We start from the raw sequence: 24826 nt of genomic DNA on the forward strand, positions 1-24826 counted from the left end.
TTAAGGATGAAATGCAGAAACTTGAATCAGAAAGGATAAGAAAATGGATCAGCTGCGCATTAAGGATTTGGAAGTGTATGCTTATCACGGTCTGTTTGGAGCGGAGAAGGAATTGGGCCAGCGTTTTGTGCTGGATCTTATTTTGGACTATGATATGACTCGGGCTGCTAAAACAGGCGACCTGACAGCTTCTATCCACTATGGAGAATTGGCTCAGGATTTGACCCACTGGTGTCAGGAAAGCAAGGAAGACTTGATTGAGACGCTGGCTTATAAGCTTATTGATCGGATTTTTCTGACTCATCCTTTGGTGCAAAAGGTCAGCTTGGAGGTCAAGAAGCCTTGGGCACCAGTTCCGCTGCCTTTAGAGACCTGCTCAGTTAAGTTAGTGCGTCAAAAGCGGAAAGCCTTTATTGCTCTGGGCAGCAATCAAGGCAGCCCAGCTGCCAATCTGGATGCAGCTTTGGAAAAAATAGCAGAGCAAAATATAAGAGTTTTGCAGGCATCAAGTCGTATCGAGACGGAGCCTTGGGGTGGGGTTGAGCAGGATCCGTTTCTCAATCAAGTTGTTGAAGTTGAAACTTGGCTCAATCCTGAGGAGTTAATGCAGACGCTCTTGGCTATCGAAGCGGATCTAGGGCGCGTGCGGGAGATCAAATGGGGACCTCGTGTGATTGATCTGGATATCCTTTACATAGGGCAGGAGGAGATATATAGTCCAGATTTGATTGTTCCTCATCCTTATGTGGCTGAGCGAGCTTTTGTCTTGCAATCTCTGGTGGAAATCGCCCCACACTTTGTCGATCCCGTGCAGAAAAAAAGCACCCGCCAGCTCTGGGATGCGGTTGAAAAATGAGAAAAGAAGCTTGTCGTAAGGCAAGTTTTTTTATTGTCTGAACTTTCTCTGAACTTGTCCTTGTATACTAAAGAAAAATCAAAAGGAGTTCAATATGGAACATATGGTGAAAATAGAAGGAGTCTGCAAAAAGCATGGCAGCAAGCAGATTTTAGAAGATATTTCTTTTACAGCTAGAAGCGGTCGGATTACAGCCTTTCTGGGTCCAAATGGTGCAGGGAAAAGTTCAACCTTGAGGATTTTGTTGGGGTTAGATCGAGCAACGTCTGGTACTGCGACTTTTGATGGGCAAACCTATCAGTCAATGACCTATCCGCTCAGAACGGTAGGTGCAGCCTTTGACGGCATTGGCGGTTTGCCAAATCGAAAGGTCTATGACCACCTGAGGATTATTGCGGCGAGTAATGCTATTCCCAAGTCTCGGATCGATGAGGTTTTGGAGATGACTGGAATCGCTCATAAGAGGAAGGACCTCTTGTCAAGTCTGTCTCTGGGGGAAGGTCAACGCTTGGGTTTGGCAGCAGCTTTGCTGGGTGATCCTCAGTTTCTTATATTAGATGAGCCGACCAATGGACTAGATCCAAGCGGGATTAAGTGGTTTAGAAAGTTCATCCGTCAGCAGGCTGATTTAGGGAAAACGGTACTTCTATCTTCTCATATCCTATCAGAGGTGCAAATGGTGACAGATGATGTAGTCTTGATTCATCATGGGCGAATTATTGAGCAGGGACGATTGGAAGAGGTGCTGCAAGATTCAGACAGTCTAGAAGATCTCTTCTTTGATTTGACAGAGGAGGTTTAAGATGAAAGAAACGATGTCCTTACTGCATTCAGAATGGTTGAAAATTTGCTCAACCAAGGCTTTCAAAGTGAGTATGGCCTTCATGCTGCTATTGGTGCCTGCCGTATCTTGGCTGGAGGGTCGGCAGTATTTATCTGTCGGCTTGGATGCCACACCTGAGACGGTTCCCGGTCTGGCAGAAGCCATTGACCCGCTGGAATATCTAGGCCTCAATGGGGCTTCTATGGCAGGCATGGTTTTGGTTATCTTAGCTGGAATTTTGGGAGCTATGGAATTTCAGTCTCATAGCTTGAGAACCAGTCTCTTGACCTGTAATAACCGCCTGAAGTTGCTTGTGGGTAAACTCATGACCTTTGCTTGCTTTTCTCTTGCCACTAGCTTTTTATCAATCTACTTTAGTTATATGGTCATGCACCTGGCTTTAGGAAAGGAAGGGCTTAATCCAATTCTGCTCAATCAGGCAGCTTGGAGTTTGATTTTGTGGAAAACCTTATCTCTAACCCTCTTGGGAATCCTTTCGTTTTTGTTAGGTTTATTGGCTCGGACCATGCTAGTTCCTCTGCTTTTTCTCGTACCACAGATCTATAATCTGGGAAACTACCTGGCAGCTCACACGAGTTGGGGAGCTTATCTGCCACAGCCAGCTGGAGAATTGTTTGCGGCAACGCCAACTTCCCAATATGCCAACAATCCCTTCCAAGGGTTGTTGATACTTGGTGCATGGTTACTAGTCATCGGCGGCATGACCTCTCTGCGCTTTTTGAAGACGGATTTAGGAGGGCGATACTGATGATAATAGCTCTGATTAGAAGTGAATGGATTAAATTCCGTTCTTACTATCTCGCTCTTGGTGCAGCCTTGGTGGCTCTGGTAATCGTTCCATTTTTTCTGATGAATCTTGACTACAGTCAGACAGCAGTTGGCCAGACGAAGGCTCTGAGCGAGGCTTTGCATGCCCTCTATCTGGCGCAGCCTGTCATCGTCATCTTTACTTCGCTCTATTTTGCCCAAGAGTTTGTCAAGTCTGGGATGCGAACGAATTTTCTAACTGTATCAAATAGAAAGGCTTGGTTGGCTGGGAAATTCCTTTTTCTGTTCTTGCTGCTCTTGGTTCTCTATAGTGTCATTATAAGTAGCTGTTTCTTTGTTATGCTGGCTCGATTTGACCTAGACTTTAGCTGGTCCTTACTGGGGAAATTCCTCTATTACAGCTCTTTTGGTCTTCTCAGCAATCTTTTTCTGGCTTTCTTAACTGCCGGCCTCGCTTTGCTATTTCAATCTTGGGTTGTGCCGGTGTCGGTGCTCTTTCCTCTCTTGATTGGTCTCAGTCGTTTGTTGGCAACTTTCATCAAGGAAGCAAAATACCTGCCCGATCTGGCTACCCTAAATCTTTTTGAGTATGAAGGGCTTCAGCATTCAATAGATCTATCAGGGCTGGGAATACAGCTGTTATGGTTAGCTTTGGTTTTGAGCTCTGCTATATTCTTAAGCTTGAAACGAGATGTTCGCTAGAGGTATGCTATAATGGAAATTATGAGACAGTATCGTATTTTGGTGGTTGATGACGACCGGAGCATTTTGAAGCTGGTGAAAAACGTCCTAGAGCTCGATGCTTATGATGTGACGACGCTTGATCGGATAGAAGAGTTAGAGCTGACGAATTTTGTCGGATATGACTTGATTCTGCTGGATGTGATGATGGATCCTGTTAATGGTTTTGAGCTGTGTTCCTACATTCGTCCTCATATTTCGTGTCCAATCATCTTTCTGACGGCCAAGGAGTTGGAGGCGGACAAAGTGGAAGGGCTCTTTCGCGGAGCAGATGACTATGTTGTCAAGCCTTTTGGGACCAAAGAATTGCTGGCGCGTGTCAGAGCTCATCTTCGGCGGGAGGAAAGACGTGAGGAGCGCTATTCTGAAATTGCTTCTTGTCAATTTTATCCAGAGCGCTATGAAGTTGCCTGTTCTGGTAAAGTCTTGAAATTTTCAGAGCGAGAGTTTAAGTTACTGCATTTACTTGCTAGCAATCCCAAGCAGACCTTTTCAGCTGAACGCCTGCATATCTTGCTTTACCCAGAAAGCTCAGAAACACAGCTTCGCTCCATCTCAGAATACGTATATCAAATTCGCCAAAAATGCAAACAAGAAGGGCTGCAAGCAATCGCAACAGTGAGAGGAGTAGGCTATAGATGGCAATTAGAACCCGAAATTTCAAAAGCCTAGTCTGGACAACCAGCTTGAAAATCGTCTTTTTCCATGTTTTGATTTTTGTGCTTATAGGCTATGAATTTACGCAAGGAAGTAATCACGTTCTTTTCACCTTGTCCTTTTGGGCAGGGAGCTTGCTGCTGATTACTTTTTATCATATTTTGAAATTGCTCCGAAAAATCGACAGGGAAATAAAAATGCTAAAGAGTGAGAAGCTTTTAGAAGAAAATCAAAGCCAGCTTTTTCGGATCGAGGAAATGCTCGAAGTTTATAGCGATTTACGGAGCAGCCATCAAGAAAATACTCGTCTTCTAGAAAAAGAGCAGCAGCATAATCAGGAGTTGATTTTACAACTATCAGCGACATCGCACGATTTGAAGACGCCTCTAACTGTGATTAAGGGGAATGCTGAGCTCTTGGAGTTGGCGCAGTTGGGCCAGCCACAGGCAGACTATGCTGCTGAGATTTTGCAGGCCAGTCACAAGATGGAAGAGTATTGTGGCTCTTTGATTGATTACGCTAAGACTTTTCAGATTGATTCTAATCAGTTCTGTCAGCTTTCCTTGGAGGATTTTTTGGCTTATCTCCAGGACGACTGGGCACTGTTCAGCAAACAGGAAAGCTATCGTTTCTATCTCCAAGAAGATTGTGATCTTAGTCTGATTTTGTCAATTCATTTGGACTATCTCAAGCGAGCTTTGCTCAATATTTTACTGAATGCGCTTGAACATGCTGACCAGGACCAAAAGGAAGTCAAGCTAACGGTATCAGTGCAGCAGGACCAGTTGGTTTTTGCTATCTGGAACAATGGCCCTGCATTTTCAGAGGAGATGCTGCTGGGAGCGGAACAGCTCTTTTATCAGAGTGACCAAAGCCGCAATTCAGCTAATCCCCATCATGGAATCGGCTTAGCCTTTTCTAAGCAGGTAGCTCTCTTGCACGGTGGTCGTCTGACCCTGCTCAATCCAGACCAAGGAGGAGCTTGTGTAGAATTGGCTGTAGCTTTGGAAAGCAAATAACAAAGGAAATCAATAAAGATGATGAAAGGACTGCAATGTTTAAATTTTCAGTCCTTTTTTTGCCGCTTTCTTCTTGACAAAAGATGTAAAGAGAGCTATACTATATTTAAAAAGTAAAGTTTGTTTTACATCATGAAAAGGAGGCAGCCTTGGAAAATCGAATTCAAGAATTACGAAAAAGAAAAAATCTCAGCCAGGAGGAGCTGGCTGAGAAGCTAGAAGTTACGAGACAAACGATTATTTCTTTGGAAAAGGGCCGCTACAATGCCTCGCTGCTTTTGGCTCATAAAATTGCATCCTTTTTCAATTTAAGGATTGAAGAAGTGTTTCTCTTTGAGGAGGATGAATCATGAAATGGACTTATTTGTGTAAATGGCTATTGGCTATTTTGGTTGTTGTTGGCTTATTTTATCTCCATTTGCAAGCCAATTTTATCCCTAAGGAAATTCTGCCTTTTGTAGGAATGTTCCTGATTGTGGTGATGTTAAAAATTTTTCAAGCGTATGAAAAATAGGAGGCTGACATGGAAACATTAACTAAACAAGAATTTCGGAAAAAACTTCAAAGGAAAGTTATCGTGGGGCGTATCTTAACCTTTATCATCTTGCTAGGACTGGCCTGGAGCCACTTTCATTCTCTGGATGATCAGCAGGAAGGAGTCATGGTCGGCATCCTGCTGGGGCTTTCTTTGATGACCATTCGGTATAATCTGGTCCTAAGACGGGAGGAAAATTTTGAGAAGCTCTACATTCAGGTGACTGATGAGCGCAATCGCATGATTGACGAAAAGACTCGCACACTGCTTTTTAATATTCTTTTGCTTCTGGCAGCATGCTTGAGTGTCCTGTCTATGGTTTTCCCAATCATTTTAAATCTCAATCAGTTTCTGACCTTGACCATTATCCTGGTTTTGGGACTTTACTATCTCTTGCGTTTTCTCCTGTCTAGGCGTTATTAACAAAAAAAGCTGGCGTCGCCAGCTTTCTAAACAAGCTTTTAACAGAGCTTGTTTTTATTTTCTATAGAGTCTATCATACTGGTAAACGGGGTCCATTGTAACATGGATGCCTAGTTTGCGCAGGACGTTTTTGTCTTCATCTGTCAGAGTGACAGTGGAGTGGGCCTCACTGCCCTTGAGATTACCGAGTTGTTGCATGGCATTTGCCGCATCTTGATTTTCCATGGCTGTGATTGCCAGAGCCATCAAGATTTCGTTTGAGTGGAGGCGAGGATTGCGGCTGCCCAGATGATTGATTTTCAGGCCTTGGATTGGCTTGACATACTCAGGCTCGATCAGCTTGGTCCCTTTGGCGATATTGGCTAATTTCTTAATGGCATTAATCAATACAGCTGCCGTAGGGCCAAAGAGTTCAGAGGTCTTACCGGTTACGATTTCACCGTTTGGCAATTCCAAGGCCAGAGCTGGCTCGCCAGTGGTTTCAGCTTTATCGCGCGCAACAACTGTTACTTTACGGTCCAGCGGTGTGATGCCCAAGTCGTTCATCAAAAGTTCGATTTTCTTGACAGCAGATTCAGAAACGCGCTCCGCCTTGAAGTCCAGAATAGTTTGGTAGTAGCGACGGATGATTTCCTGTTGAGATGCCTCGATAGCCGCATCATTATCTACAATGGCAAAGCCGACCATGTTGACGCCCATATCCGTTGGAGAAGCATAAGGTGATTTTCCAAGGATGCGCTCTAGCATACGTTTGAGGACTGGGAAAATTTCAATATCGCGGTTGTAGTTAACAGTGGTTTTTCCGTAGGTCTGCAGATGGAAAGGATCAATCATGTTGACATCGTCCAGGTCTGCTGTCGCCGCCTCATAAGCTAAATTGACCGGATGGTGTAGGGGCAGATTCCAAACGGGGAAGGTTTCAAACTTGGCGTAGCCTGATTTGATGCCATTGATTTGGTCATGATACATGTTGGACAAGCAAGTAGCCAATTTACCAGAACCAGGACCAGGTGCGGTCACAACGACTAAATTACGGCTGGTTTTGATGTAGTCGTTTTTCCCCATACCTTCAGGTGAGATGATATGGTCCATATCGGTCGGATAGCCCTTGATTGGGTAGTGGATGTAGGAGGCGATGCCATTCTTTTCCAACTGGCTGCGGAAGAGGTCAGCTGCTGGCTGGCCAGAATACTGGGTGATGACCACTGAGCCTACATAAATATCCAGCTCGTTAAAGGTATCGATTAGTCGCAGCACTTCCTGGTCATAGGAAATGCCCAAATCCCCACGCGCCTTAGAATGCTCAATGTTGTTGGCATTGATAGCAATGACAATCTCTACTTGGTCCTTGAGCTCTTTGAGAAGTCTGATTTTATTGTCCGGCTCATAGCCTGGCAGGACGCGGGCAGCATGGAAGTCTTCCAGCATTTTACCGCCGAATTCCATGTAAAGTTTGCCCTCAAATTGATTAATGCGCTCCAAGATATGGTCGCGCTGCAGGTTTAAGTATTTCTCAGAATCAAAAGCAATTTTTTTCATGTATATTTTCACCTCTGCTAAGCATTATAACAAAATTTTCTTCAAATTGGAAAGTTGAAAGGGCAAGTATCAGACAAAAGAGATAGCAGCCCGAATGAAGAACGGGCTGCCTTTTGAAATTAATAGTTGGTAATCGTGTCCACCGTTGAGCGATCCAGCTTTTTGACCAGCGCTTGCAAGAAAGCTTGGGCTTGCAGAAAATCGTCCATGGCATAGAGAGTTTGGTGGGAATGGATGTAGCGGGCGCAGACACCAATGGTAGTAGATGGTACGCCGCCGCTTTGGAGATGGGCAGCACCAGCATCCGTTCCGCCCTTGCCGCAGTAGTATTGATACTTGATGCCAGCTTCCTCAGCAGTTGTCAAGAGGAAGTCCTTCATAGCTGGCAGCATGAGATGACCAGGGTCAAAGAAGCGAATCAGCGTTCCGTCGCCGATGGCTCCTTGACCGCCATAGATGTCGCCTGCTGGGGAGCAGTCCACAGCCAAAAAGACCGCAGGGGCAAATTTTGTCGTAGAAGCATGGGCACCACGCAGGCCAACCTCTTCTTGAACATTGGCACCGACATAGAGTTGGCTGTCTAGTGGTTGACCAGACAAGGCTTGAGCTAATTCGCTGACCATTAGGACGCCGTAGCGATTGTCCCAGGCTTTGGAGATGATATTTTTCCCGTTAGCTGTGAGAATAGCAGAGCTGTCTGGCACGATCGTGTCTCCTGGACGGATGCCGTAGCTTTCAGCTTCTGCCTTATCCGCAAAGCCACCATCAAAGACAATATCCGCAATCTGTGGCATAACTGGTCCGCCAGATCCGCGCGTCAGATGAGGAGGGACAGAGCCTGAGATAAGAGGGATTTCCCGACCTTCACGGGTAAAAAGTTTGAAGCGTTGGCTGCTAACGACCAGCGGATTCCAGCCGCCGATTTCCACCACGCGGAAGGTCCCGTCAGTTTTGATCTCGCTGACCATAAAGCCAACCTCGTCCATGTGGGCCGCTACCAATACACGGGGAGCATTTTCAGCTTCTGCATGGCGTACCCCAAAGATACCGCCTAGGCCGTCGGTGACAACCTCATCGACATGGGGAGTGAGTTTTTCCCGCAGGTAACTGCGAACAGGTGCCTCGTGACCCGAAATAGCAGAAAGCTCTGTTACTTCCTTGATTTTTGAAAATAATGTTGTCATAAACTTACCTTCTTTCTGTCCCCTATTTTATCACTTTTTATGGTAAATGAGTAGGAAAATCTTATAGCTTGCCTGAATCAAGAGGACTGCCCGCCCAAGAATCCAGCTTCTCCCAGGAAAATCTGGAATATTGTTTGTCGCCTCTGCTCTTTTGTGTTAAAATATTCTACATGAAAGCTAAAAAAATCATTTTAACCACAACCGCCCTTTTGGGGGCTGGAGCACTGGCTTTTGGGGCAGCCAAAGTCGTACAGGAGCAGAAACGACTGCGTAATCGGGAGGAAATCGTCGAGCTTGTGCGAGATTTCTTTTCCAGTCAGGGTACTATTTCCTGCCTTTATGTCAAGCTCTACGAGTCCACAGATGACCGCTTGGTTGGCGGTCTGGTCTTAGAGGACGACCGTCATTTTGCTTTTGTCTATGAAAATGGTCAGCTAAGCTACGAGGAAGAAGCATGATTTTTCCTGTAAATTTAGAGGAATTGGCTTCTTATGTCAATGATGGGGAGAAGACTGTCTTCTTTTTCACGGCTGACTGGTGCGGAGATTGCCGATTTATCAAACCTTTTCTGCCAGAGATAGAAGCGGGAAATCCTGACTATCGCTTTATCCAAGTGGACCGTGATGCCTATCTGGGTCTGGCCAAAGAGTGGGACGTTTACGGGATTCCCAGCTTAGTAGTGCTGGAAAAGGGACAGGAGATTGGCCGTCTGGTCAATCGTGAACGCAAGACCAAGGGTCAAATCAATGAATTTTTAGCGAGTATAAGAGAAAAAGGGAGCGTAAAATGATTTTTACCTATAATAAAGAATATGTCGGCGACGTGCTGATGATTATTGTTGCGGACAATCAAGGAGCTAAACTGGCAGCTGAGCGCAAAGGACGAGTAGCGCGTGTTTACCGTGAAGATAATGGCCAGACAGTAGCTTGGAATATTTTTGAGCAGTCAGACCTTTTTAAAATTGCAGAGCGCGGACAGGTCTTTTTGACAGATGAGCAAGTGGCCATTCTCAATCAGGAGTTGAGCAAGGCAGGCTTCCCAGCGGACTTGGTTAATGACAGCCAACCGAGGTTTGTGGTTGGAGAAATCGTTGATATGGTAGCTCATCCAGATAGTGACCACCTGAATATCTGCCAAGTGCAGGTAGCTGCTGATAAGACTGTTCAAATCGTGGCCGGTGCTCCTAATGCCAAAGTCGGCCTCAAAACGATTGTGGCTCTGCCAGGTGCCATGATGCCTAAAGGGAATTTGATTTTTCCTGGAGAACTTCGAGGCGAAAAGAGTTTTGGTATGATGTGCAGCCCACGGGAACTTCAGCTGCCTAATGCGCCTCAAAAACGTGGCATCATTGAATTAGTCGATAGCGAACTAGTTGGAACTGCCTTTGACCCAGCCAAGCATTGGCAGGGATAAATAAGAATCTGCAAAATTGCAGGTTCTTTTTTTGACAAAAGAATATTTTTGTTGTATAATCAGTTAAACTGATTATCAGAAAGGGTGATTAATATAGATGTAAATAAATCGTTGGGTTTTCAATTAAGCAAAATAGCTCAGGAAATGGATTGGCGTTTCTCAGAATTGTTGAAAGAATATCAAATAAATTCAAGAGATTATGGAATACTGTTGGCCATATCTAACAAGGAAGATCTAACGCAAATAAATGTTGGCGATTTGCTTAAAATTGATAGAACAACTATTGGACAATTAATTGATTGCTTGGAAATGAAAGGACTAATTTTTCGGAAGCGGAATCCACTGGATCGCCGGCAAAACATTGTGTTGCTAACAGATAGCGGTAGAGAACTTGTAGAAACAATGTGGCTAAAAATGCTAGAAGTCGAGAAAGAAGTGCTGAATGACTTATCAGGTATTCAAGAGAAGGTTATCTTAGATATTGCTCAATTTATAAAGGAGAAGAACAATGGATAAATTAGAGTTTTTAAAACTGCAAACAGAGTTGACTATTAGTCCGATGGACTATTTGGCACAAGCTAAATCAGGAACAGAGTTCATGTTAATTGATGTGCGAAATGCCCCTCCGCATTTGAAGAAAGAAAAAATTCAAGGAGCGATAGAAATTCCTCTGAATAACTTAGCTTCCTGTTTAGAGGAGTTGCCTAAGGATAAGGAAATTGTTGTTTATTGTTGGGATGTTTGGTGCAATATGGCTAAAAAAGCTTCCATTATCTTGTTGGAAAATCATTTCAAAGTAAGAGAATTATCTGGTGGTATAGCTGCTTGGAAAACTTTAGGTTTATCTACAGAAGATTTGCATAATTAACAATAGCAGTGAAGCAAATGAGCTTAATTTCTCATTTGCTTCACTGCTGTAATGATTGTAAGTATTTTAAAAATTTTCCTCACATTGTCTCAAAAGAAGACGCTGTCGCTATTGCTTTGCGAGTCGGTTGATGATTGAGGAGTGGCTGTGGGAATCTGGCTCGGAGTGCTGTATTTGTATTGGTAGATAAGGCTGTTTAGGCTGTAGTCTTCCAATGCTTTGAGGCGCTTTCTCTTGAAAACAATGCCGATGAGCTGGCTGTCAGGATAGGCATAAATTTTGTGGTGGGGATGGTTAAAGGCTGCAAAGTCATGGAAACCGTCCTCCATCCAAAGACTAATCTCGGATTCTTCACTGTCTCGGCTGTAGCGAGCATGACTAATCTGCTGCATAGGAATGCAGTAGGTGGCAGCTGATAAGAGTCCGCTATAATAGTAGGTTACATTTTCGTGGTCAAAGGAGAGGATAGTCGCATGAATGGTTAGCCTGCGAATAGCAAAGATAAGGAGCAGTAAGAAGAAAGCAGCAACCAGCAGACTAAGGACAAAGAAACTAGTGTCTTTGTAGGGGTTGGAGCTAGTCAGGTAGTCTACGGCAGCTAAGGCAGAAAAGCCTCCGAACCACAGAGAAATCAGGATAAAAAGAATATTTTTCACAGGGGAATGTTTAATGGTCATCGGGGCCTCCGTTGCACAAGTCTAGTAGGAAAGGGGCAGAAGCTGCAACTTTCCTTTTTATCTATACTATACCACATTTTTTTCACTTTTTGCCTCCTATTACGAATGATAAGTTAGGAGGATATAAAATGTATAATAAAGTAATTGTAATCGGCCGGCTGACGGCTACGCCTGAACTGCACAAGACTGCGAATGAAAAATCTGTGGCCCGCGCAACGGTCGCGGTTAATCGCCGTTATAAATCTCAGAGTGGTGAGCGTGAGGCGGATTTTGTAAATGTCGTTGTCTGGGGTCGTCTAGCTGAGACTTTAGCCAGCTATGCAAGTAAAGGCAGCTTGATTTCTCTAGATGGTGAGCTGCGGACTCGTCGCTATGAAAAGGAGGGGGCGACTCATTATGTGACAGAGGTGCTCTGTCATAGCTTCCAGCTCCTGGAAAGTCGGGCTCAGCGCGCTCTGCGTGAAAATAATAGCGGAGCTGATTTAGCAGATTTAGTATTGGAAGAAGAGGAACTTCCCTTTTAAGCAAGAAGCAAAGACTGGGAAATGACCTTGCTCTAAAAAATCATCATTCAGTTTTGCAGGATGCAAGATCTGTGTGAGTGAAAGTCTCTTTCTATCAAGATTTTAAAAGTTTAATTATGATCATCAAGGTGGGACCAAGAATCAAAAATCATGGATTTTTTAGATTCTGTCTCGCCTCTTTTATTATAGTCATTTCTGGAAAGATTTTGCTTTTTGCCGGCTTTGTAATATAATAATCCTATATGTTTCATAAAGGTGCTTACGGCATAGGGGGTGAAAAATGGTATCAGCTAAGGTCAAAAAACGGATACAGCATTATCAGAAAAAGGCTCTCTGGCCGCTTTTCATTCTGCTTATCTTGAGTTTGCTTTTTGTTTATTTCAAGGGCGTTTTGCCAGATGAGAAGCAGGTCAAGATCGGGGTGACCTACATGACCATGAACAATGACTTTTACAAGACCTTAAATGCGGAGCTGGAGAAGAAAACCAACCAGCAGGGCAGCAAGCTCTACGTTCGGGATCCTGAGCTGGATGAGGGCAAGCAGAGCCAGCAGATTGACTTTTTTGTCCGAGAAAAGGTTGATGTCATTGTCATCAATCCGGTGAAAAGCAATAGTCCAAGTATCATTTCCTCTCTTCAAAAGGCCAAGAAAGCTGGTATTAAAATCATCGTAGTGGATGCGCCTATCAGTCAGGATGTAAAAGTGGATACGACCATTGTGTCTGATAACTACCAAGCAGGCGTCCTGATTGCCCAGGACATGATGAAGCGTCTGCCTTCTGCCAACATTCTCCTTTTAGAGCACCGCAATGCCGTCTCTGCCATGGATCGGATTCAGGGATTTATTGATACGATTGAAAAACAGCCCAGCTACAAGATTATTTCTCAGAAAGAAACACTGGGCCAGACCGAGGAAACCATGCCGCAGGTTAAAGGGGCTCTAGACGAGGGGTTGGACTTTAATGTAGTTATGGCTCTCAATGATCGGGCAGCCATCGGGGCCTTGGCTGCTATTAAAAATCAAGGTCTTGATAAGAAAATCTCAATCTATGGCGTGGATGGTTCACCAGATATCAAAAACTTTCTGGCTACGACTAGCGATATAGAGGGAACCGTGGCCCAATCGCCCATTCAGATGGGACGCAAGGTGGCGCAGGTAATTGAGCTGATGCAAGAGGGGAAATCCTACGACAGCCAATACCTGATTCCAGTTCATCTGGTTAATAGAGATAATATCAGTCAATACACAGTTACAGGGTGGCAATAATGAGACCTCAAAAAAGTATATTTTACAGCAAAATAGCCTTGATGGTCATCAATCTGGTTGCCATTGTCTATAATGCGTCCATCTATCTCTTTGCGACCAACTATGTAGCAGCTAAGGGCTTCAGTCATTCGCTTTTGGAGCGTTTGGATGCTATTCCGGGCTCTCCCAGCTTGATTTTCTGGGTATCAATTAGCCTCTATGGTAGTTTGCTTTTGGTCATGTACTATCGCGAGCGCCACCCCAATCAGCTGTCCGTCTATGACAAGGCAACCATTATTGAAATCCTGCTCATGCTGGTCATCTTTTCCGTCCTGCATTCGTCCTACAATGGCTTGATTCTCTTGGTGTTTGCGGATATTTTCTATGGATCTAAGGAGTTCAATTCTTCCAAGGACAAGAAGTATTGGTTTTCTTTCATTATTTTGAGCTTTGGCATGCTGCTCTTGTCCAACTATGACCTCATGTCGCTCTTTATCAAGTTGCCTTCTCTAGATACCTATATTCGGTTTTACCCAGAGTCCGTCCGGTTGTTGCTGCTTTTTGGCAAGAACTTTCTCTACTCCCTCAATATCGTTGTCTTTATGATTTCCTTGCTCTTCTATATCTTGTCGGCTATTACAGAGCGTCATCGGATTGAGGAAGAGCTGCGCATGGCTTCTCAGGCTAATCGCGAGTTGAACTCTTATCTGGCTTTGTCTGAGAAAATAGCAGAAGACCGAGAGCGGAAGCGGATTGCCAGAGAGATTCACGATACATTGGGGCATGCCCTGACGGGAATTTCAGCGGGTATTGATGCGGTCAAGGTCTTGGTTGATATTGATACCAATCGGGCTAAGGAGCAGCTCAATAATGTCTCTGTCGTCGTTCGAGATGGTATCCGTGATGTCCGAGGCTCGCTCAATAAGATGCGGCCGGGAGCTCTGGAAAATAACACTTTGAAGGAAGCTCTGATTAAGATTATCCGTGAGTATGAAGCCATCTCCAATTTGGAGATTCATCTCCGCTACGAATGGGATAATATTGACTTGGATATTGCTAAGGAAGACATTGTCTTCCGGGTGATTCAGGAGTCTATTACCAACTCTGTCCGCCATGGTCATGCCAAAACTATCTGGATTGAGCTGCTGGAGAAAGAAACCTATGTAATGACCATTCAGGATGATGGTATTGGCTTTGATGAGCTCCACTATGGTTATGGCCTCAAGCAGATGCAGGAGCGTCTAATGATTATTGGCGGAAGCGTCCGATTTGAAAATCGGGACGGTTTCTACACGCATATCGAAATCCCAAAAATAGGAGGAAGACATGATTAAGGTTTTAATAGCAGACGATCAGGCCTTGATTCGCGAGTCTCTGCAAATCATCCTGTCAGCCCACGCTGATATTGAGGTTGTCGGGACAGTCGGAGACGGCAAGGAAGTGCTGGAAAAGCTTCATCGGGTGCGCCCAGATGTGATTTTGATGGATATTCGCATGCCAGTCATGGACGGTGTTCTCTGTACCAAGGCTGTCAAGGAGCAATATCCGGATGTTAAGATTATCATTCTGACAACCTTTGATGACGATGAATTTATCTTCTCCGCTCTCAAATACGGTGCGTCTGGTTATATTCTCAAAGGGGTTTCGACAGAAGAGCTTCACGAAGCCATTCAGACAGTCTATCGAGGCGGAGCTATGATCAATCCCAATATTGCCACCAAGGTCTTCAAAATCTTTTCACAGATGGCCCAGTCCAATTTTGCTATCACAGTGACGGAGGAAAATATAGAGGACATGAGCCGGACGGAGTGGAAGATTATCCAGCAGATTGGCTTTGGGATTTCGAATAAAGAAATTGCTGCCAAGCTCTTTCTATCAGAAGGGACAGTCCGAAATTACCTGTCAGGTATCTTAGCCAAGCTCAACTTGCGCGACCGAACCCAGCTGGCTATCTGGGCTGTGCAGACTGGAGTCACCCAGAGAGATTTTAGTAAGGAAAGCGACAAATGAAGTGGAGACTGAGACATTTGGCCCTGCTGGTTGTCCTGATCATATCTGTTGCTTTGGCTTTTGTCTTTTGGGCTTCAGCTCAGGAAAAAGTCCTGCGTATTGGTGTCTATGCTGGTTCTAGCTGGGATGTGCCTAACAGCCGCGAAAACAAGGTCTTGGACAGCCTGATTAAAAAATTTGAAAAGACGCATCCTCATGTCAAGGTCGTCTATGAAAGCGGTATTCCCAAGGATGATTACGCTGACTGGCTGGCAGAGCAAGTCTTGAAAGGCGAGCAGCCGGATCTCTTTATGGTACCGGAAAACGACTTTAGCATGTTGGCTTCGACTGGCGCGCTTAAATCCTTGGATACCCTCCTAACGGATGATGAACGGACAGCCTTTTATCCAGTGGCTTATGAAGCTGGGCAATATCAGGGAGTCAGCTATGCTCTTCCAGTTGAGAGCAATCCTATCATGATGTGTGTCAATAAAGACCTGCTTGAAAAAGAAGGAATTAGCATCCCTGAGTCAGGTTGGACCCTGGCGGATTTCTATGAGATTTGCAAGAAAGTAACCAAGGATACCAATGGCGATGGTGTGGTGGATCAGTACGGTATTACGGATTACACTTGGCAGCAGGCCCTGGTAGCTTACGGCGGTCATCTTATCGATAAATCCGGTATCAATGTAGACAGTTCAGAGATGCACCAAGCCTTGGCCTTTATGAGCAAGTTAGACATGCTCAGCCAGCACTATAAGGTGACTTCTAATGATTTTGATGAGGGGCGGGTGGCCTTCTATCCTATGAGTCTGGCCCAGTATCGGACCTACAAGCCCTACCCATACCATGTCGCCAAGTATTCTAGCTTTTCTTGGACCTGTATCCCGATGCCGACAGCCAATAGCCAGGTGATGGGAACACAGGTTAAGACCTCGCTTTTTGCCATGTCTTCCAATACCAAGCAAGAGAAGTTAGCTTGGGAATTTATGCTCTTGCTGTCACAGGACAAAGAAAGCCAGCAGGCCTTGTTTGAAAAATCGCAGGGGACCTCAGTTTTACCATCTGTGGTGAAAAGTCAACAGGCTAGAGAAATCTTACAAGCCGATGATTTTGGTTTGGATTCCTTGACTTCTGAGAGGCTAGACCACATGATGAATCGCTCTATCATTGACATCAGTCTGGAAGTAGACCGTCATACCATGGACCGGATGGACTATCTGATTCAAAATGCTATGCAGAATCAAGAGATTGACAGTGCCTTGCCAAGCATTCAAAGAGAAATAGAAAGCGGAAAATAATCTGCTTTCTTTTTTTGTTGCTAATTAAGTCAGAAAAAAGTACAGCTGCCTAGACCAATATGACAATTGTCATATTTTTCCTAACAAATGTCATCTGGGCAAAGTGACATTTGACAATATGAAATCGGTTACAAACCTTGTACAATGAAATCATCAATAAATCCTTCGTCATCTAAAGCCTGACTTGGCTAAGAAATCGAAGAATAAAGGAGGCAGGAAAGATGAAATACCTTGTACTGGTCAGCCATGGGGGACTGGCTGCAGGCGTGCAGAGTTCCTTGAAGATGTTCGCCGGAGACAAGACGGATCAGGTGATTGCGGTCGGTCTTCAGGAAGGCAAGTCAGTTGATGATTTTGCAGTTGATTTTACTCAGGCCTTGTCTGGCTTAAGCGCTGATGACAGTGTCTTAGTTCTGGCTGATATTGTAGGAGGAAGTCCTCTGACGACAGCAGCTAGCGTCTTATCTGACATGGGCAAGCTCGACTCAGCAGTTATCTTGGGCGGTTTGAACCTGACCATGGGACTGACTGGCTTGGTTATGAAAGACATCTTGGACGGAAAAGAGCTGGCTAAGGCTATCCTTTCTGAGGCCACAGCTGCTTTGCAGGAATTTGAAGTCGTAAGCGATGCAGCTGACGAAGATGAAGACGACATTTAGTGCTTCCGCATACATTATAAAAGATAAAAGGAGATTTTAAAGATGACAGTATCATTTGTACGGATTGACGACCGCATGATCCACGGTCAAACAGTCACTCGCTGGGCTAAGGAATACCCTTGTGATGGCTTGATTGCAGTTAATAATGCAGCCGCAGGAAACAAGGTTTTGATTCAGGCCTACAAGGGAGCTTCTGACAAGAAGACTTTTGTTTGGACCAAGGAAGCCTTCAAGGAAAAATCAGGCAAGGTCACAGAGTCAGACAGCCGTTATTTCCTCATTACGAAAAATCCTGTAGACATGAAGGAAATCCTAGTGGACCAAGGTTTTGTACCTGGGGATGTTAAGGAAATCATCGTCGGTCCTGCTAATGACCGTCCGGGAGCTGTTAAGCTGGGCAACAACCAGTCCATCACTCAGGAAGAGGCAGAAGCGATTGAGGCGATTGAAAAAGCAGGCTACAAAGTCAAATTCCAGCTCTTACCAGATGTTTCCATTGGTTACTGGAGCGATTTCAAGTCTAAATTTGGTTTTTAATTACAATAATGAAAAGGAGAGTCTATTATGACAATTTCTTGGCTGCAAGCCGCTTTACTGGGTCTTTTTGCTAGTTTAGCTTCTATGCCTGGTATGGGTGGTTCTAGTATTGGTAACTACACTCTGGGACGTCCTCTGGTCGGAGGTTTGATTAGCGGGTTGATTCTTGGAGATTTAAAAACAGGGATTATGGTTGGGGTAGCCCTTCAGGTCCTCTATATCGCTCTGGTAACACCAGGTGGTACAGTTTCCGCTGACGTGCGGGCAATCTCTTACATTGGGATTCCTCTCGCAATCTTGTTTGTTCATTCTAAAGGAATCACCTCTGAATCTGCTATCGCTGCAGCAGCTGCACCAATCGGAGCAGCAGTTGGTACTATCGGTACAGTCCTCTTCTATGGAACAGCCACTACAAACTTGCTTTGGCAGCACATTGGCTGGAAAGCTGTTGAAAAAGGCGAATTCAAAAAGCTTTACGCTGTTGACTGGGTCTATCCTTGGATTTCCCACTTTGTCTTTTCTTTCCTTCCAACCATGATCATCACGAAGTTTGGTCCGAATATGGTTGAACTGATGAAGACTCACCTGCCAATGGATGGCTTCATCATGAAATCCCTCTTTACAGTCGGAGCTCTTCTCCCATGTGTCGGTATTGCCATTCTTTTGAAACAAATCGTTACCAAGGCTGCTGACTTTATCCCATTCTTTGTGGGCTTCACCTTGGCTAAGTCACTTGGTCTTAATTTGGTTGCAAGTGCAGTTGTTTCATTGATTTTTGCAGTAATTTACTATGAATTGGAAGTAATCAAATCAGCTCGAGTAACTGCGCCAGCTGGTGGGGCTGACTTTGATGACGATGAGGAGGATATCTAAGATGGCTGAAAGAAAGAAAATAACTAAAAAGACTTTAGCGAAATCATTCCACCATTGGTACTATGGTCATTTGACTTGCTTCTCTCAAGAGCACATGCAGACTTTCGGCTACTTGACCTCTATGCTGCCAATCGTGGAAGAACTCTACAAAGACAAAGCAGAGCAGAAAGAAGCTATGCAGACCTATACAGCTTTCTTCAATACAGAACCTCAGCTCGGGGCTTTGGTAGTGGGGATTACAGCTGGTTTGGAAGAAGCGCGTGCCAATGGTGACGCTGTTGACGGCGAAACTATCAATGGTATGCGTGCCGGTCTCATGGGACCTATCGCAGGTATCGGTGACTCTTTGGTTGTTGGAACTTTGATTCCAGTTCTGCTGGGGATTGCCCTTGGACTCTCTAAAGGTGGAAATCCTATCGGCGCTCTCTTCTACATCCTTGTCTGGAATGTTCTCATCTATGGCGGTATGCGCTTTGCCTACTTCAAAGGCTATGAATTAGGGGACAAGGCGGTAGAATTCCTTGTAGGACCTAAAGGACAGGCGCTTCGTAAGGCAATCAGTGTCATTGGTGGTATGGTTATCGGGGCAGTTGCTGCAACTTGGGTATCTGTAACGACTTCATTAGAGCTGAAAAATGCTGATGGCGAAGCTTTCCTGAAGTTGCAAGAAAAGATTGATGGTGTTTATCCAGGTCTCTTAACAGCTGGCTTTATCACCCTTTGTTGGTGGCTGATGGCCAAGAAAAAAGTATCACCAAACCTCGTTATGCTCCTCTTGGTTGTCATTGCTTTGATTGGTGTAGCGCTTGGCATCTTTGACCCTCAACTTAAATACTAATTCTCGCTCAATTTTAGGCTGGCAGTAAGTCCGATTTTCTGCTAGCCTAATACAAATTTATTTTAGCAGAGTAAAAGAAAGAACGGAGAAGATCATGACAGAACAAGAATTGATTCAAGGCTATGAAACAGAAATTCACTACCAGAAGCATATGATTGAAAATCTAGGACGCTGGTTCAGTCTCTTTTTTGCCATTGCCAGCATCGGTCTTGTTCTGATTTATCTCTTTCATGAGACCAATCTCCTAGCACTTATTGCAGGAATCGTCCTAGCTCTACTTGGTATCTTAGCCATGCTTTTGTTTGGCTATGGTATCTATAGAGGACGCCTAAATCTGCAAAAAGTGATTGATGATTTTGAAGCAAAACTAAAACTTGCAAGATAGATATTCCCCTAAAGACAAGTCTGAGAGGATTTTAGCTCGGACTTGTTTTTTCTTTGACTTTAGGAGGCAGCGAAGAAAAAATAAAATTTTTCTTTCATCTAGCCGGTTTTTTTCTTGACTATTTCTGACCAAGTGATAAAATAATAACTATAGATTAGCACTCGATAGTTTAGAGTGCTAAAAAATCAATCTTTGGAGGAAAACTATGTTAAAACCATTAGGAGACCGTGTGGTCTTAAAAGTAGAAGAAAAAGAGCAGAAAGTTGGCGGATTTGTCATTGCAGGCAACGGCCAAGCAGCGACTAAGACAGCTGAAGTTGTCGCAGTCGGTCAAGGTATTCGTACTTTGAACGGTGAGCTGGTAGCCCTGAGTGTCAAGGAAGGAGAGAAGGTTCTCGTAGAAAATCACGCAGGCGTGGAAGTCAAGGACGGAGATGAAGCTTATCTCTTAGTCAGTGAAGCCAATATTCTAGCAGTTGTTGAGTAAGATTAGAAGAGAGGAATAATAAAATGGCAAAAGATATTAAATTTTCAGCAGATGCAAGAAGCAGTATGGTTCGTGGAGTTGACATCTTAGCAAATACTGTCAAGGTGACTTTGGGTCCTAAAGGCCGCAATGTCGTTTTGGAAAAATCCTTTGGCTCACCCCTTATCACCAATGACGGTGTAACCATTGCCAAGGAAATCGAACTGGAAGACCATTTTGAAAACATGGGCGCTAAGCTGGTGTCAGAAGTAGCTTCAAAGACCAACGATATAGCTGGTGACGGAACAACAACAGCAACTGTTTTGACACAGGCTATCGTCCGCGAAGGGATTAAAAATGTTACAGCTGGTGCTAATCCAATCGGTATCCGCCGTGGAATTGAAGCAGCCGTTGCGACAGCTGTTGAAGCCCTGAAATCTAACTCAGTACCAGTTTCCAACAAGGAAGCTATTGCTCAGGTTGCTGCCGTTTCTTCTCGCAGCGAGAAAGTCGGTGAATACATCTCTGAAGCTATGGAAAAAGTTGGCAATGACGGTGTTATTACCATCGAAGAGTCCAAAGGGATGGAAACTGAGCTAGATGTAGTTGAAGGAATGCAGTTTGACCGCGGCTACTTATCTCAATACATGGTAACCGACAATGAAAAAATGGTAGCCGAACTGGACAATCCTTACATCTTGATTACTGACAAGAAAATTTCTAATATTCAAGAGATTCTGCCATTATTGGAAAACATCTTGAAAACCAATCGTCCGCTTTTGATTGTTGCGGATGATGTGGACGGTGAAGCTCTGCCAACACTTGTTCTTAACAAGATTCGCGGGACCTTTAATGTCGTAGCTGTTAAGGCACCAGGCTTTGGTGATCGTCGTAAGGCTATGTTGGAAGATATCGCTATCTTGACAGGCGGTACAGTGATTACAGATGATCTTGGCTTAGAGCTCAAGGATGCTACGATTGAAGCGCTTGGACAAGCTTCTAAAGTCACTGTTGATAAGGACAGCACTGTGATTGTAGAAGGTTCAGGCAATCCTGAAGCCATTGCTAACCGTGTGGCAGTTATTAAGTCACAGATTGAAAGCAGCACTTCTGAATTTGACCGTGAAAAACTGCAAGAACGTCTGGCTAAATTGTCCGGTGGTGTAGCTGTGATTAAGGTTGGAGCTGCAACCGAAACAGAACTCAAAGAAATGAAACTCCGCATCGAAGATGCCCTTAATGCAACTCGTGCAGCGGTAGAAGAAGGAATCGTCTCAGGTGGTGGTACTGCCTATATCAACGTACTGGACGCTGTCGCAGGTCTTGAGTTGGCAGGGGATGAAGCGACTGGTCGTAACATCGTTCTCCGCGCCTTGGAAGAGCCTGTCCGTCAAATCGCTCTGAATGCAGGCTTTGAAGGTTCAATCGTCATTGACCGTCTGAAAAACTCTGAAGTTGGTACAGGCTTCAATGCAGCGACTGGCGAGTGGGTTAACATGATTGAGGCTGGCATCATTGACCCAGTTAAGGTGACTCGTTCAGCCTTGCAAAATGCCGCTTCTGTTGCCAGCCTTATCTTGACAACCGAAGCAGTAGTAGCTAATCAACCAGAACCAGCTAGCCCAGCTCCAGCTATGGATCCAGGCATGATGGGCGGTATGATGTAGAAAATAACGGGATTATATATTTCTATAAATTAGATATAATCTTTATCTTACATTTATCAATTAGAAAACTGAGCAGATTTGTTCAGTTTTTTTATTGTGACTAGTTATGTAGCAAGCCTTAATAATTATGCTTGTTTTTAAAAACAAATTTATTTATATGAATATTTGTGGTCATATAATTCATATTTGTTCATTTATTATGCATCCAAATATTACATTTTTGTTTCAAAGAAATACAAGAAGATGACGGAGGAAACGGTTTTCAATTCTTATATAACAAGGTTTTTGGAGAAATAAACTGGTTTACACATTGTCGACAAAAGCTGAACTGGTAAAGGTAAATAGTTGACTTATAGTCAATCGTATGCTAGTCTAATATATGTAGTATATTGGAAATGTAAAGGAATTTTAATATTTTTACATGTTCGATAAAAAGGAAAAAAGGAAAAAAACGGAGGGATTATTTATGAAAAGAATATCTCAGACTATTGCGCGCTTTTTCTCAGTAGCCTTTGTGCTCCTCTTTAGCCTGTTTTCTAGCAGTCAATCTGCCAGAGCCAACACGGTAGACGATGTTATCACGTCAGTAAATGTTTACAATCAAAAGGGTGAAGAACTGACTGACGGCCTCTCCCCTTGGGAAAAATTCCAGATTGACGCAAACTTTGCCTTCAATTACGGTAAGGTTCAGCCAGGAGATACTACGACCATTGGACTTCCTGCTGAATTTGCCTTGGAGGGAGCTGATTTTGAAGTCAAAGATGATGACGGCAATCTCGTAGCGACAGCTGTGGTTGATGCAAGCTCTAAACAGCTTACGCTGACTTATACAGACTATGTCCTGACTCGCTCTCATATTGAAGGGAAAGTTCATCTCTTGGCTCGCGTTGATCATACAGTAGCCAGAGATAAAGGCTCTATTCCTCTGAAACTTATCGTTGGCAAGAAGATTGTTGAGTATGGGAAAATTGACTACAAAGGTCTTCCTGGCCAAGCAACTCCTTATACTTTCATAAAATACGGCTGGAATAATGCAGATAATATTAAGAGTATTACTTACAGTCTAAATATCAACCAACAAAATCAAGAACTGGATAATGTTGTTATTTCAGATACTCTGGGCTTTAATACCGGAGAAATTGATCTCAACAGCTTCCAAATTCTTAAAGGTTCATGGGTTGTTGACCCAGCTGATAACTCTTATCGACTAAGTCAGCAACGCGAGGATGTGACAGGAAACTACACGATTAATCTTGCTGCTGACAAGCGTTCCTTTACCATTAACATGGGGCATATCGGTGCCAACGAAGGCTTCTATGTTCGCTATCGTGTTAACTTCCCTACAGTTCCGACTGATGGAACACTCTTCCCGAACGAAGCAATCATGCGAGCAGATAATATCGAAGAACAAAAATCTTCGGTTGCTGTCCGCTACCAACGTGCAAACGGCTATGCACATGGAGATGTCTATGGTGTGCAGGTGACTAAAAAAGACGAAGCTGGTAAAGCCCTAGCAGGTGCTGAATTCACATTGTACGATGAAGATGGTGTGACAATTGTTCAAAAAGCAACTAGTGATGCTAACGGGATTGCTTCTTTCAGCAACTTGATTAAGGAGCATTATCTGATTAAGGAAACCAAGGCACCAGAAGCTTACCAATTGTCAGATGAAGAGATTCAGGTTAATGCCGCTCAGCTCAAGAATTATGGTTCTGGTATTATTTACAAAGACTTTACCAACCGTAAGGCATTGGTTACCGCTTCAGGTACCAAGACTTGGAATGATGATAACGATAAAGATGGCAAACGCCCAGACAAGATTACCGTTCGTCTCTATGCAAATGGCACTGAAGTCGCTCATAAAGAAGTTGGTCCGAATGATAAGGGTGAGTGGAAGTATGAGTTCACTGACTTGCCAGCGACTGGTGAAGATGGAAAAGATATTGTCTACTCAGTTACTGAAGACCGTGTTTATGGTTATACAGCTACTGTTGATGGTATGAACATTACCAATACACCAGTTCCAGGAGTTCCGCAACCGCCGAAACCTAGCTCGGACAATAGCTCTAAGAGCAGCAGTAGTAGTTCTAGCTCTAGCTCAAGTAGCAGTAGCACGACTTCTAGCTCAAGCAGCACTACAGGAAGCACTGTTGTGATCATCGAATCAGACAATGGTACTGGCGGAGGAAATGCCTCTAATGTTGGAACCAAGAAAGTTCTCCCTAAAGCGGGTGAGAATGCTAGCTGGATCATGATTGCTGCTGGAGTAGCTCTAGTAGGCTTGGTAGGCTTCATTGTCTTCCGTGCGAAGAAGAAATAAATTTTATCTCTGTTCCTTTTAGGGACAGAGATTTTTTGCTCCAAACCCGAAATAGCAGTAGTCGCTTTTTATGAAGCAGAAATAAGAATGTGTTTTTACAATCAGTCACTATCTTGTATCCTTTTGTTAATCAAGACTGTGATGTTCCGTAATATAGTTGTTTTAAAATAAAAAGCAACTAAGATGTTTCCTAGAACAAATTAGTTGCTCAGAACTACGGGGAAGGCCGCTTTGATGTGCAAGCGTGAAGTACATCAAAACTTGATATATATATAATCTTTCTTAATTCCTAAACCAAAAAAATTATAAGACATCCTTAGGAATATGCTCGGTGTGTGACCATCTTTATCAGGTTTTCGTCAAACATATTTTGCTTCAGTCTTCTCTCGTAGTTTTTTCTATGCGATGCCCCCTTCTTTTTGTGCCTAAAGGAAGGGGATTTTTAATACTTTTTGAAAATCTCTTTAAACTACGTCAGCGTCGCCTTAATATACTTT

The 24826-nt window shown here is 44.0% G+C and carries 30 protein-coding genes; 27 read left to right on the forward strand and 3 right to left on the reverse strand.

What is annotated here, in order from left to right; all coding sequences use genetic code 11:
• Positions 1 to 43 precede the first annotated feature (43 nt).
• From folK to D8877_RS10060, 9 genes are all read left to right on the forward strand, one after another.
• A complete protein-coding gene (folK, locus tag D8877_RS10020; protein WP_125353225.1) occupies positions 44 to 856 on the forward strand; it encodes a 2-amino-4-hydroxy-6-hydroxymethyldihydropteridine diphosphokinase in 813 nt (270 codons plus the stop codon).
• Positions 857 to 950: 94 nt separating this feature from the next.
• Complete coding sequence (locus tag D8877_RS10025) at positions 951 to 1658, forward strand: ABC transporter ATP-binding protein (RefSeq protein ID WP_125353227.1); 708 nt, start codon at positions 951 to 953, stop codon at positions 1656 to 1658.
• A gap of 1 nt (position 1659) precedes the next feature.
• Positions 1660 to 2448 (forward strand): lantibiotic ABC transporter permease, encoded by a 789-nt coding sequence (locus D8877_RS10030; protein ID WP_125353229.1) that lies wholly within the window; start codon positions 1660 to 1662, stop codon positions 2446 to 2448.
• Positions 2448 to 3170: a lantibiotic ABC transporter permease gene (locus D8877_RS10035; RefSeq protein ID WP_125341204.1), complete on the forward strand. Its 723-nt coding sequence runs from the start codon at positions 2448 to 2450 to the stop codon at positions 3168 to 3170. The genes D8877_RS10030 and D8877_RS10035 overlap by 1 nt, the downstream gene beginning before the upstream one ends.
• Before the next feature lie 12 nt (positions 3171 to 3182).
• Positions 3183 to 3881: a response regulator transcription factor gene (locus D8877_RS10040; RefSeq protein ID WP_125341203.1), complete on the forward strand. Its 699-nt coding sequence runs from the start codon at positions 3183 to 3185 to the stop codon at positions 3879 to 3881.
• On the forward strand, positions 3848 to 4885 hold the full coding sequence (locus D8877_RS10045; protein ID WP_125353231.1) for a sensor histidine kinase: 1038 nt from the start codon (positions 3848 to 3850) through the stop codon (positions 4883 to 4885). Before D8877_RS10040 ends, D8877_RS10045 begins: the two co-directional genes overlap by 34 nt.
• A 149-nt stretch (positions 4886 to 5034) precedes the next feature.
• Positions 5035 to 5238 carry a type II toxin-antitoxin system RelB family anti-toxin gene (gene relB, locus D8877_RS10050; RefSeq protein WP_002901686.1) on the forward strand — a complete coding sequence of 68 codons (204 nt, stop codon included), beginning with the start codon at positions 5035 to 5037 and terminating at the stop codon, positions 5236 to 5238.
• Complete coding sequence (locus tag D8877_RS10055) at positions 5235 to 5399, forward strand: hypothetical protein (RefSeq protein WP_125341201.1); 165 nt, start codon at positions 5235 to 5237, stop codon at positions 5397 to 5399. Before relB ends, D8877_RS10055 begins: the two co-directional genes overlap by 4 nt.
• Before the next feature lie 9 nt (positions 5400 to 5408).
• The gene (locus tag D8877_RS10060) at positions 5409 to 5843 is read left to right on the forward strand and encodes a DUF2178 domain-containing protein (protein ID WP_002901684.1); all 435 of its coding nucleotides are present in this window, start codon (positions 5409 to 5411) and stop codon (positions 5841 to 5843) included.
• Between the two features lie 54 nt (positions 5844 to 5897).
• On the opposite strand, the gene D8877_RS10065 is transcribed toward D8877_RS10060, so the two are convergent.
• Positions 5898 to 7382 carry a DUF1846 domain-containing protein gene (locus tag D8877_RS10065; protein WP_125341200.1) on the reverse strand — a complete coding sequence of 495 codons (1485 nt, stop codon included), beginning with the start codon at positions 7380 to 7382 and terminating at the stop codon, positions 5898 to 5900.
• A 119-nt stretch (positions 7383 to 7501) separates the two neighbouring features.
• Complete coding sequence (gene pepA / locus D8877_RS10070) at positions 7502 to 8566, reverse strand: glutamyl aminopeptidase (protein WP_125341199.1); 1065 nt, start codon at positions 8564 to 8566, stop codon at positions 7502 to 7504.
• A 170-nt stretch (positions 8567 to 8736) separates the two neighbouring features.
• Here pepA and D8877_RS10075 point away from each other — a divergent pair, with 170 nt between their 5' ends.
• The 5 genes from D8877_RS10075 (at position 8737) to D8877_RS10095 (ending at position 10847) form a co-directional block, all read left to right on the forward strand.
• Complete coding sequence (locus D8877_RS10075) at positions 8737 to 9024, forward strand: DUF4651 domain-containing protein (RefSeq protein WP_002903480.1); 288 nt, start codon at positions 8737 to 8739, stop codon at positions 9022 to 9024.
• Positions 9021 to 9356, forward strand: coding sequence for a thioredoxin family protein (locus D8877_RS10080; RefSeq protein ID WP_125341198.1), 336 nt, complete (start codon positions 9021 to 9023; stop codon positions 9354 to 9356). The genes D8877_RS10075 and D8877_RS10080 overlap by 4 nt, the downstream gene beginning before the upstream one ends.
• Positions 9353 to 9979, forward strand: coding sequence for a YtpR family tRNA-binding protein (gene ytpR, locus D8877_RS10085; RefSeq protein WP_125341197.1), 627 nt, complete (start codon positions 9353 to 9355; stop codon positions 9977 to 9979). Before D8877_RS10080 ends, ytpR begins: the two co-directional genes overlap by 4 nt.
• An 84-nt stretch (positions 9980 to 10063) precedes the next feature.
• Positions 10064 to 10495, forward strand: a complete 432-nt coding sequence (locus D8877_RS10090) for a MarR family winged helix-turn-helix transcriptional regulator (RefSeq protein WP_125341196.1) — start codon at positions 10064 to 10066, stop codon at positions 10493 to 10495.
• A complete protein-coding gene (locus tag D8877_RS10095) occupies positions 10488 to 10847 on the forward strand; it encodes a rhodanese-like domain-containing protein (RefSeq protein WP_002910814.1) in 360 nt (119 codons plus the stop codon). Before D8877_RS10090 ends, D8877_RS10095 begins: the two co-directional genes overlap by 8 nt.
• Before the next feature lie 89 nt (positions 10848 to 10936).
• Here D8877_RS10095 and D8877_RS10100 read toward each other — a convergent pair whose 3' ends face one another.
• Positions 10937 to 11524, reverse strand: a complete 588-nt coding sequence (locus tag D8877_RS10100) for a hypothetical protein (protein WP_125341195.1) — start codon at positions 11522 to 11524, stop codon at positions 10937 to 10939.
• 128 nt (positions 11525 to 11652) lie between these two features.
• Here D8877_RS10100 and D8877_RS10105 point away from each other — a divergent pair, with 128 nt between their 5' ends.
• The 13 genes from D8877_RS10105 to D8877_RS10165 all read left to right on the forward strand — a co-directional run bounded on the left by D8877_RS10105 (position 11653) and on the right by D8877_RS10165 (position 24329).
• Positions 11653 to 12048 carry a single-stranded DNA-binding protein gene (locus D8877_RS10105; RefSeq protein WP_002896737.1) on the forward strand — a complete coding sequence of 132 codons (396 nt, stop codon included), beginning with the start codon at positions 11653 to 11655 and terminating at the stop codon, positions 12046 to 12048.
• A gap of 280 nt (positions 12049 to 12328) precedes the next feature.
• A complete protein-coding gene (locus tag D8877_RS10110; protein WP_125341194.1) occupies positions 12329 to 13315 on the forward strand; it encodes a substrate-binding domain-containing protein in 987 nt (328 codons plus the stop codon).
• Positions 13315 to 14628 carry a sensor histidine kinase gene (locus D8877_RS10115; RefSeq protein ID WP_125341193.1) on the forward strand — a complete coding sequence of 438 codons (1314 nt, stop codon included), beginning with the start codon at positions 13315 to 13317 and terminating at the stop codon, positions 14626 to 14628. The genes D8877_RS10110 and D8877_RS10115 overlap by 1 nt, the downstream gene beginning before the upstream one ends.
• Positions 14621 to 15304 (forward strand): response regulator transcription factor, encoded by a 684-nt coding sequence (locus tag D8877_RS10120; protein WP_002896732.1) that lies wholly within the window; start codon positions 14621 to 14623, stop codon positions 15302 to 15304. The genes D8877_RS10115 and D8877_RS10120 overlap by 8 nt, the downstream gene beginning before the upstream one ends.
• Positions 15301 to 16584 carry an ABC transporter substrate-binding protein gene (locus D8877_RS10125; protein ID WP_125353234.1) on the forward strand — a complete coding sequence of 428 codons (1284 nt, stop codon included), beginning with the start codon at positions 15301 to 15303 and terminating at the stop codon, positions 16582 to 16584. Before D8877_RS10120 ends, D8877_RS10125 begins: the two co-directional genes overlap by 4 nt.
• 221 nt (positions 16585 to 16805) lie before the next feature.
• The gene (locus tag D8877_RS10130; protein WP_125341192.1) at positions 16806 to 17243 is read left to right on the forward strand and encodes a PTS sugar transporter subunit IIA; all 438 of its coding nucleotides are present in this window, start codon (positions 16806 to 16808) and stop codon (positions 17241 to 17243) included.
• Between the two features lie 42 nt (positions 17244 to 17285).
• Complete coding sequence (locus D8877_RS10135; RefSeq protein ID WP_002896729.1) at positions 17286 to 17780, forward strand: PTS sugar transporter subunit IIB; 495 nt, start codon at positions 17286 to 17288, stop codon at positions 17778 to 17780.
• 27 nt (positions 17781 to 17807) lie between these two features.
• The gene (locus tag D8877_RS10140) at positions 17808 to 18653 is read left to right on the forward strand and encodes a PTS mannose/fructose/sorbose/N-acetylgalactosamine transporter subunit IIC (protein ID WP_002896728.1); all 846 of its coding nucleotides are present in this window, start codon (positions 17808 to 17810) and stop codon (positions 18651 to 18653) included.
• The gene (locus D8877_RS10145; protein ID WP_002896727.1) at positions 18637 to 19491 is read left to right on the forward strand and encodes a PTS system mannose/fructose/sorbose family transporter subunit IID; all 855 of its coding nucleotides are present in this window, start codon (positions 18637 to 18639) and stop codon (positions 19489 to 19491) included. The genes D8877_RS10140 and D8877_RS10145 overlap by 17 nt, the downstream gene beginning before the upstream one ends.
• Positions 19492 to 19585: 94 nt before the next feature.
• Entirely contained in the window at positions 19586 to 19876 is a 291-nt protein-coding gene (locus D8877_RS10150; RefSeq protein ID WP_002901670.1) for a hypothetical protein, read from the forward strand.
• Positions 19877 to 20081: 205 nt separating this feature from the next.
• Entirely contained in the window at positions 20082 to 20363 is a 282-nt protein-coding gene (gene groES / locus D8877_RS10155) for a co-chaperone GroES (RefSeq protein ID WP_002907416.1), read from the forward strand.
• Positions 20364 to 20386: 23 nt separating this feature from the next.
• Entirely contained in the window at positions 20387 to 22009 is a 1623-nt protein-coding gene (gene groL / locus D8877_RS10160; protein WP_002896724.1) for a chaperonin GroEL, read from the forward strand.
• A gap of 466 nt (positions 22010 to 22475) precedes the next feature.
• Positions 22476 to 24329, forward strand: coding sequence for a Cna B-type domain-containing protein (locus D8877_RS10165; protein ID WP_125341191.1), 1854 nt, complete (start codon positions 22476 to 22478; stop codon positions 24327 to 24329).
• Positions 24330 to 24826: the final 497 nt, after the last annotated feature.

Origin of the sequence: Streptococcus sanguinis, assembly GCF_003943735.1 — a bacterium.
Lineage (GTDB): Bacteria > Bacillota > Bacilli > Lactobacillales > Streptococcaceae > Streptococcus > Streptococcus sanguinis_E.